The sequence below is a fragment of the Sphingobacterium sp. Ag1 genome (genome assembly GCF_000988325.1).
Lineage (GTDB): Bacteria > Bacteroidota > Bacteroidia > Sphingobacteriales > Sphingobacteriaceae > Sphingobacterium.
Map to the genome: position 1 here is coordinate 1 of NZ_LBGU01000006.1, position 8,824 is coordinate 8,824.

Here is an 8,824-nt window from a genome sequence, read left to right on the forward strand (position 1 = left end):
TCAAGGGCTTCTTTCGTTTAGCTACCTGCCTATCTATTACTGTAAAAATAGTGTTTATCCTTACAACTGATATCTTTTACAATGACGCAACAATGGGTGATGTCATAGTGCTTTGTTCCTGAGCAATAATACAATTATGATTTTTATTGAGTAACTTTGCAGCGCAATGGGTACATTATTGGATAACGGAATTAAACCGTATAATCATTACGGGGCTTATTTAAAGCAAAAGTATAACGGACAGAAAGTGTTTAAAGTGATTGTGGATGGTAATTTTACCTGTCCCAATCGTGATGGTAGTAAGGGCTATGGTGGTTGTACGTACTGTAATGTGGATTCTTTTACACCGGATACTGCGCGTAAAATCCCTTCGATACGGGAGCAGGTGGAGTCGGGCATTGAAAGAGCACGTAATAGCTATGGCGCCGAGAAATTTATCATTTATTTCCAGCCAAATACAAATACATATGCGCCGACTCATCTACTGAAAATGATGTATGATGAGGCTTTAAGTATTGACCCCGAAAATACCTTAGGTCTTTCTGTGGGTACACGTCCTGATTGTTTGGATTTTGAAAAGATAGCATTGTTGGAGTCTTATACAGATCGTTACGATGTGGATTTGGAAATGGGTATGGAATCTATTTACAACGATACATTGGAGCAGATCAATAGAGGCTGTTCTCACGACGAATTTGTTCAGGTGATGGACATGCTGAAGGATACTCCGTTGGAGCTTTGTGTGCATACCATCTTTGGCTTCCCATGGGAATCTGAAGAAATGATGTTGAAATATGCAGATGAAATCAACCGCTTCCCACAGATCAAATTTGTGAAGTTGCATCACCTACATATAGTAGAGGGATCTATTATGGGTGTTAAGTTCAAACGTGAGCCCTTTGAACTTTTCTCGATGGAAGGTTATACCGAATTCTTAGCAAAGTTTATTCCTCGATTGCGTCCTGATCTGATCATTCAACGTATTTTCGGGATTGCAGATAAAGAATTGTTAATTGCTCCGAATTGGGGCTTACCGAAATCAGGTATTCAAACATATATCGATAAGGGATTGGAAGCACGTCAGGTTGTGCAGGGAAGTCTTTTTTAGTCGTCCCTAATATTTTATACTCTTTTGATAGATCATTGTATGCTATCGCGTTTAACGAATATATTCCGCGTTATAAAAACAGCAAAGGCTTCTCTAATGAAGCCTTTGCTGTTTACCTACAAAAAATAGGGTAAGATTTCCTCTTTTATTTAGCCCTCAACAATTGTTTTTAAATCGGCTGGAGAGTAATTGATAGATTTTAACGTTTTATTGTCGGCTGTTCTGAATACCAAAAATTTGCCATCAACTTCTTTGTAATAGGATTCTACACCTTTTAATTTATAGTGCTCCTGTGTAGCGATAGCTTCCGCCTCGTCTTTACATGCCTTGCTCATATTGGAACGTTGAACTTCATCAAAAAGAGCTGAGAATTTATCTTTTAAACCAAATTCCAATACCGCTCCAGCGAGTACATATTGAATGTCACATAGCGCATCTGCAATCTCGACCAAATCTTTATCCTGGATGGCCTCTTCTAATTCTTTTAATTCCTCAGCGATCAAGGATACCCTTAAGGCACATCTTTGTTCAGATGGAATAGTAGGCGTGTCTAGGATTGGATGTTGGAATGTTTTATGGAATTCCGCAACGGATGAAAGTGTTTTCGGATCAGTCATATTCTTTGTTTTATTATTTGAAAGAGCAAATATAAAAAATAAAGGACGGTTAACTGAATGACCGTCCTTTATTTTTATTTATCTGCTTAAGCGATTAAATCAGGTGCTTTAACTGCACGATTTCACGCTCCTCTAAATATCTCCAACGGCCACGTGGAAGGTCTTTTTTCGTTAAGTTTGCATAAACCACACGGTCTAATTTAACAACTTCATATCCTAGTGATTCAAAAATACGACGTACGATACGATTTTTTCCCGAGTGGATTTGGATACCGACTTCACGTTTCGATCCACCTTGAACATAGCTCAAGTCATCAGGTTTGATTACACCGTCCTCTAATTCGATACCAAAGCTGATTTTGTTGAAATCGCCTTGTGTAAGGCTTTTGTTTAACTCGACATTATAGATTTTGCTGATGCTGTTGCGCGGGTGTGAAAGTTTTTCAGCAAGGCTACCATCATTTGTCATCAAAAGTAGTCCCGTTGTGTTTCTGTCAAGACGACCAACAGGATAGATTCTTTCTTTTGTCGCTTTAGAAACAAGTTCCATTACGGTATGACGCTCCTGCGGATCATCTGTAGTCGTGATATAATCTTTTGGCTTGTTCAATAAAACATAAACATTTTTTTCACGTTTTAAACGTTCGTTGTTGTAACGGATTTCATCTGTTGCTGGATCTACCTTAGTACCCAATTCCGTAACAGGTTCTCCATTTACCCAAATAACACCAGCAGTGATAAGCTCATCCGCTTTACGTCTTGAACAGATACCAGCATTGGCGATATAACGATTTAAACGAACTAAGCCGTCATCTTCTGCATCTTCTGCTTTTTTCTTTGGACGTTTAATATATTGTTTATCACCAAAGTTTTTGTTGTCGTCAAAATTCCTACTTCTATCGCCATCAAACTTTCTGTTAGAAGGTCTTGAAGAGTCATTTCTGTCTGAACGTTTGAAACTGTCTCTTTTGTCAAAAGAACGCTCTGATCTATCGAATGATCTTGGGCTGTCATTTCTGTCTGAACGTTTGAAGTTATCTTTTTTATCGAAAGAACGCTCTGAACGGTCAAAAGATCTTGGAGTGTCATTTCTGTCTGAACGTTTGAAACTATCTCTTTTGTCAAAAGAACGTTCTGATCTATCAAAAGATCTTGAGGAGTCATTTCTGTCTGTACGTTTGAAACTATCTCTTTTATCAAAAGAACGCTCTGAACGGTCAAAAGATCTTGAGGAATCATTTCTATCTGTACGTTTGAAACTATCTCTTTTATCAAAAGAACGTTCTGAACGGTCAAAAGATCTTGAAGAGTCATTTCTATCGGAACGTTTGAAGTTATCTTTTTTGTCAAAAGAACGTTCTGATCTATCAAATTTATTGAAGTTATCTTTTTTGTCAAAAGATCTTGAAGAATCATTTTTATCAAATGAGCGGCCTCCTCTACCAAAGGATTTTTCTGAATTATCTTTTGAACGGAAGGAATTGTTATCTCCTCGGAAGGAAGGTTTGTCTGAGAATTTTTTAGATCCGAATGATCTGTTCTCACGATTATCATCTTTTCTGAAAGAGCCTCTTTCAGATTGGTCATTCGACCCATATGATTTTTTTCCGAAACTATTGTTCTTATCGCCTCTAGATTTGAAACTATCTGAGTTGCCTCGTGACTTTCTGGAGTTGTCATCACGACTGTTCCTTTTATTGCTGAATGGCATTGTGTTTTGCTAAAATGTGAACCACAAAGTTAGGTATAATTTTGGGTTTTGCGAAAAAATCCTTATCTTTTTGTCTTTTCTTGAATTTAGTGCGTTTTTGCGCCCAAAAAAGCCGCTTCAAGTTGTCTAGAATGTAACTATTTGTTTTTTAAATAAATAGTGTTTATCTTTGTACCCTTGAATTTGAACCAAGCTATTTTTTGATCGATTGCAGTCGTGGATAGGATAGCATTAAGGGAGTGAATGATAAGAAAGAAAGTTTTATGTAGTAGTCTGATTTTGTCTGCTTTATTGCTGTCAAAGTTATACTCAACCCCACACAACAATGCTTCAAACGGCGATAAGATCGTTGAACCGAAGCGCGTAGTAGTTCCCGCTCATCATGGGGATGAAGAAGAAAAAAAAGAAAAAAGCAATTCGTTTGAATCGTATATGAATTCATTGACATTTGCCGAAGATTCATTACCGATGGATCGTCCGCTTGTGGAAAGTAAATTGCGTAAATTTTTCAGTCGATTCTCGTTTAAAAAAACAGGATCGTACGATATGCACAAAAAGGCAGAGACCTATTTGCCTATGATTGCAAAGATCCTTAAATCACATGGTATTCCGGAAGATTTCAAGTACATTCCATTGGTGGAAAGTGGCCTTAGTAAAGCTGTTGTTTCATCGAAGGGGGCTGGTGGCTATTGGCAATTTATGCCTGCAACAGCCCGTTTGTATGGATTAAAAGTCAATGGTACGGTAGATGACCGAAAGGATCTTGTTAAATCTACGCATGCTGCAGCGAGATATCTCAAATACCTCTATGGCCAATTTGGTAACTGGACCTTGGTTGCTGCGGCGTATAATGTCGGTGATGGTAGTTTAAGAGGTTCTATAAGAAGACAAAAAAAGGACGACTATTTTGCCTTGAAATTGAATAATGAAACGGGGTCGTATGTGTACAAACTTGTTTCAATGAAGGAAATTATCGAACATCCACAGAAGCATGGCTATTCACGTTATGCCAATAAAGAAAGTGAGACGTTGGATAAGGAACCGAACATGCTGTAAAATAGTGTACTTCACCATAAAAAGGGCTTTCCACTGCATAGTGGAAAGCCCTTTCTATTGTACTGTCTTTAATCAGACCTGTAGCGTTGCTCTATTTTTACCTCAGATCGACGACGTCGAAACCTTTATAATCATTTTTGTTGAATACGAATAGACTACCGGAAAGCGCCTTATTACCTTCCTGTGAAGTTAATGTATAGGTATAGCGATTACCACTTTTATCAAATACGGTGGTATCATAGATCAGACTGCTTGCTTTGTTGATGCGCAGCTTGATCTTTGAATAGTTTTTTTTGCTATCAAGTGGACTTAATTCAACAACACTTAAGCTAAGCCCCTTTACCTTTTCTGTATTAGTCAAGGTATATTTAAAACCGGTGGTATAGAAGCTGAATATATTTGTTGGATTGATCTCGTTGGTCGAATTGCTTGCTTCTGAGATTTCAACTTCTTTTTCGGCCTTCATGATATTCCACTGTGTCTTGGAATCCGATATCAATACTTGATTTTTGGTATTGACCTGGTACTTGTTGTTACTCTTGTCCAGGTATATTGTTCCGGCATCAGTATGCGAGCCGCCATTAGCTTGTTTAATGTTTAATGAGAAATTGGCCTGTATTGTTTTGTATGCATTGTACTTTTGGCTTACTTTTGTCAGTAACGCCTTGGCAGCAGCGTCATTTTGTGCATAACTGTTTTGGCTGTATGCCATGATTAGCAGACCTACAATAAACCATACTTGTTTTTTCATCTTAGTTGTCCTTTCTTAACGTCTCCAAAAATTGTTCTAATGAATACTCATCTGGATAAAGCACTTCGCGGGCTTTACTTCCTTCAAATGGACCTACAATTCCTGCAGCTTCCAATTGATCGATGATTCGTCCTGCTCTGTTATAACCCAATTTTAATTTACGTTGGATTAATGACGTAGAGCCTTGCTGATGCATGACAATCAATCGGGCAGCTTCTTCAAACAACTGATCGCGGTCTTTGGGATCAAAATCTACACTACCAGAACCATCTCCGTTTTCGTCTACGTATTCCGGAAGCATAAATGCCGAAGGATAGCCTCGTTGCGCACCGATGTAATCGGAAATTTGTTCAACCTCAGGCGTATCCACAAAAGCACATTGAATACGTATCAAATCACTTCCAGTCGCTAGAAGCATGTCACCTCGACCGATCAACTGATCTGCACCGCCTGTATCTAGAATGGTCCGTGAATCGACTTTCGACAACACACGGAATGCCAGACGTGCAGGGAAGTTGGCCTTTATTGTACCGGTAATGATATTGACGGAAGGACGTTGGGTTGCAATAACCAAGTGAATTCCTACCGCACGGGCTAATTGTGCCAATCGTGCAATCGGTGTTTCGACCTCTTTTCCTGCTGTCATCATCAAGTCGGCAAACTCATCAACAATAAGAACGATATATGGTAAGAATCGATGACCCTCCTCAGGGTTTAATCTGCGATTGATAAATTTTGCATTATATTCCTTTAAATTCCTTACCTGCGCATTTTTTAACAAATCATAACGTTGATCCATTTCTATACACAGGGAATTTAAGGTGTTGATTACCTTCTTCGTATCGGTAATAATGGCATCTCCATCGTCAGGCAATTTTGCGAGGAAGTGGCGTTCAACTTTTTTGAATAGGGAAAGTTCAACCTTCTTAGGGTCAACAAGGACAAATTTTAATTCGGCCGGATGTTTTTTATACAGTAAGGATGTTAGAATCGCGTTGATACCTACTGATTTACCTTGCCCAGTAGCCCCAGCAACCAGAAGGTGCGGCATTTTAGCTAAATCGGCAATATACACTTCGTTGGAAATTGTTTTACCTAAAGCAATTGGGAGATCCATGTCTGTTTTCTGAAACTTCTCCGTAGCAAGTACCGATCGCATTGATACCATTTCGGGACTGGAGTTTGGTACCTCAATACCGATCGTTCCCTTTCCGGGCATAGGCGCAATAATCCGTATACCCAATGCCGCAAGACTTAAGGCAATGTCATCTTCCAGATTTTTGATTTTTGAAATCCGTACACCTGGTTTTGGTATAATTTCATACAAAGTCACTGTTGGACCTATCGTTGCCTTGATACTTTCGATCTCGATGCTATAGTTTCTCAGCGTATCAACAATCCTGTTTTTGTTTGCTTCGAGTTCCTGTTGATTGATGGTAATTTTACCACCACCATAGTCCTTTAATAAATCCAATGCTGGATGTTGGTAGCCAGAAAGATCCAATTTGGGGTCATACTGCCCGAATTGGGCCACTAGGTCACTGGCGGTAATTTCTTTTTCCTCTTTGATATCTTCGACCACCAGACCGGGTACTGCATCAGTTTCAATGGCTGCTTCTGGCTCTTGTTGAGGTTCTGCTTCGATTTTCGGTGCTTGATATTCCCGGATTAGGGGTAAGTCCTCCGCATCAAATTCTTCATTCGGCTGATCAATTGTAAAACTGATTGACGGTGTGCTTTCTGTGCGTTCCATCGGACTGTCATCGAAGGAGAGCACCACTTTGTCTTTCGGATCAATTTGTACCTCAGGTACAGGGTGATGGGTAAAAGCAGGGCGCTGAAGTTCTTCCTGTATGTCTTTTTCACGAGCAGATTGAAATCGCTCATTGATTGATGTTGGCCGTTGAAAAGATTCTCGCACCGACTGGATGGAATCATCTTCAATATGAATTTTGTTTCTTAGATTGTGTGGCGCATATTCATCTACATCCTCTTCCTCCATATCTTCGGAGAATGACTTGGATTTTCTATTACTGAACAGGACAAATTTAAAATCGAGGTTGTAAAGTAAGATTAATGTTGTCAGGTAGGCAAAAGCCAGGATACAGCCGACGCCGACAATGCCAACTTGTGCTTCTAGTAATTTATTGGTCCAAAAGCCAAATTTGCCCTCGAGCATATGCGGTGTATTAGCCATAAATCCGTGCAGGAAGCCTAACGTCACCGAGATAAAAACGATAGCAACAAAAGAATAGACTACAGTACGGTACAATGGAAGCAATGATTTCTTGAACAACAAACGATATCCTAATATGAATAATACGGGGATAAAAAGAAAAGATGCGACGCCAAACCATTCGTACATGAATTGATTGGCAAGCAATGCGCCAAATTTCCCTAGTTTATTGTCGACAACGGGTAGATCAACAGCTTCATCATGAATTTCTTCTGCAGATCGAAATAATGTCGACCATCCACCATTTGTTTTTGCAATATAACTTTGATCGTCTTCCCACGTGAATAAGTAGGAGACGAAAGCTGTTGCAAATGCCAATGAAAGTAAGATCAATAAAATCCCTAATATCTTGACAGTTTTTTGCTGTGCATCAGAATAATCTCTTGGTACACTGTTTTTTTGACTTTTTTCTTTTTTAAATGTTGTCGATTCCTTTTGGGGGGCACGTTTGCCGGAAACTGAATTCCCTGTCTGCCTAAATGTATTTCCTTTATTTGACATTGAAAAGCTCACAATTATACTGCTTACAAACTTAGTTATTTTGATAGTATTTTAAAGATGCTGATAGCCTATTATTTTAAGTTTGTCGTTTTTTATGAATGAATAAATTTAGATGTAGCTAAAAAGCTTGATAGGTATAATGACTAGCAAATACTATGCCCTGCAAATAGGTTTGATCAAAGAATGTAGATATCTGTAGAGATTGCTGCTGTTTTGGGATATTCGTTGGAGTTGCTGTAAAATATGTAGTTTTACGAATAAAAATAACAGATAGGATGAACAAGTTTGAAATACGAAAAGCGACATTAGCTGATAAAGGACGGATTTGGGAAATTATACAACAAGCAATTGCCCTCAGGAAAGAACAAGGTAGCCGACAATGGCAAGATGGTTATCCGAATGAAGATGTGGTGCAGTCGGATATTGATAATGGCTATGGGCATGTCGTTGAAGTTGAACGTAGGACTGTAGGTTACGTTGCTATTATTTTTGATGTCGAACCTGCGTATAATGATATTGAAGGAAAATGGTTAAGTGATGGTCCTTATGTGGGTATACACCGACTGGCCTCGGCGCAGGATCCACATATAAAAGGTGTGGGGACGGCTATTATGTCCGGAGTGGAGGAGATCGCCGTTGATCACGGCGTTTATAGTATCAAGGTGGATACTAATTTTGACAATGGAGGTATGTTGCATGTGTTTGAAAAGTTGGGTTACCACTATTGTGGGGAGGTACATTTTAGAGGCGCATCACGTAAGGCATTTGAAAAACTATTAAAATAACCGAACCGATTTCTTCAACGGAGGAAGAAGAGCTTTGGATAAACATAAAAAAGTCCCTT

At 39.1% G+C, this 8,824-nt stretch carries 7 protein-coding genes; 3 read left to right on the forward strand and 4 right to left on the reverse strand.

All coding sequences use genetic code 11. The annotated features are described in order from the left end of the window. The first annotated feature begins 166 nt into the window (after positions 1-166). On the forward strand, positions 167-1,108 hold the full coding sequence (locus AAW12_RS00100; RefSeq protein WP_046671592.1) for a TIGR01212 family radical SAM protein: 942 nt from the start codon (positions 167-169) through the stop codon (positions 1,106-1,108). Between the two features lie 149 nt (positions 1,109-1,257). Here AAW12_RS00100 and AAW12_RS00105 read toward each other — a convergent pair whose 3' ends face one another. Together AAW12_RS00105 and AAW12_RS00110 are read right to left on the reverse strand one after the other, a co-directional pair. Next, the gene (locus AAW12_RS00105) at positions 1,258-1,725 is read right to left on the reverse strand and encodes a nucleoside triphosphate pyrophosphohydrolase family protein (RefSeq protein ID WP_046671593.1); all 468 of its coding nucleotides are present in this window, start codon (positions 1,723-1,725) and stop codon (positions 1,258-1,260) included. A 94-nt stretch (positions 1,726-1,819) separates the two neighbouring features. Further along, entirely contained in the window at positions 1,820-3,436 is a 1,617-nt protein-coding gene (locus AAW12_RS00110; protein WP_046671594.1) for a pseudouridine synthase, read from the reverse strand. Positions 3,437-3,679: 243 nt separating this feature from the next. Here AAW12_RS00110 and AAW12_RS00115 point away from each other — a divergent pair, with 243 nt between their 5' ends. Further along, positions 3,680-4,492, forward strand: coding sequence for a lytic transglycosylase domain-containing protein (locus AAW12_RS00115; RefSeq protein WP_046671595.1), 813 nt, complete (start codon positions 3,680-3,682; stop codon positions 4,490-4,492). Positions 4,493-4,589: 97 nt separating this feature from the next. Here AAW12_RS00115 and AAW12_RS00120 read toward each other — a convergent pair whose 3' ends face one another. Further along, positions 4,590-5,243 carry a LolA family protein gene (locus AAW12_RS00120; RefSeq protein WP_046671596.1) on the reverse strand — a complete coding sequence of 218 codons (654 nt, stop codon included), beginning with the start codon at positions 5,241-5,243 and terminating at the stop codon, positions 4,590-4,592. A 1-nt stretch (position 5,244) separates the two neighbouring features. Continuing rightward, positions 5,245-7,980 carry an FtsK/SpoIIIE family DNA translocase gene (locus AAW12_RS00125; protein WP_046671597.1) on the reverse strand — a complete coding sequence of 912 codons (2,736 nt, stop codon included), beginning with the start codon at positions 7,978-7,980 and terminating at the stop codon, positions 5,245-5,247. 275 nt (positions 7,981-8,255) lie between these two features. On the opposite strand from AAW12_RS00125, the gene AAW12_RS00130 reads away from it, so the two are divergent. Then, the gene (locus AAW12_RS00130; protein ID WP_046671598.1) at positions 8,256-8,765 is read left to right on the forward strand and encodes a GNAT family N-acetyltransferase; all 510 of its coding nucleotides are present in this window, start codon (positions 8,256-8,258) and stop codon (positions 8,763-8,765) included. Positions 8,766-8,824: the final 59 nt, after the last annotated feature.